The organism is Micromonospora sp. LOL_023 (assembly GCF_048060115.1).
Classification (GTDB): Bacteria; Actinomycetota; Actinomycetes; order Mycobacteriales; family Micromonosporaceae; genus Micromonospora_E.
On the sequence record NZ_JBHMIM010000205.1, the window covers coordinates 1 to 400 of the forward strand.

Annotated in this window: 1 protein-coding gene; it reads right to left on the reverse strand. The window is 74.0% G+C overall.

All coding sequences use genetic code 11. The features are described from left to right. Positions 1-400 (reverse strand): hypothetical protein (locus ACFHVL_RS31485; protein WP_416632266.1); only part of this gene is annotated, 400 nt, incomplete at both ends.

Sequence of the window (400 nt, forward strand, 5' to 3'; positions counted from 1 at the left end):
GGTGCGCAGGGCGTGCAGGGCGTGCAGGGTGCGCAGGGTTTCCAGGGTGCGCAGGGTGCTGATGGTGCCCAAGGTGCTCAAGGTGCGCAGGGCGCTCAAGGTGCGCAGGGCGTGCAGGGTTTCCAGGGTGCTGATGGTGCGCAGGGTGCGCAGGGTGCGCAGGGCGTGCAGGGCGTGCAGGGCGTGCAGGGTGCGCAGGGCGTGCAGGGTGCGCAGGGCGTGCAGGGCGTGCAGGGCGTGCAGGGTGCTGATGGTGCCCAAGGTGCGCAGGGTGCGCAGGGTGCGCAGGGTGCGCAGGGCGTGCAGGGCGTGCAGGGCGTGCAGGGCGTGCAGGGCGTGCAGGGTGCGCAGGGCGTGCAGGGTGCGCAGGGCGTGCAGGGTGCGCAGGGCGTGCAGGGTG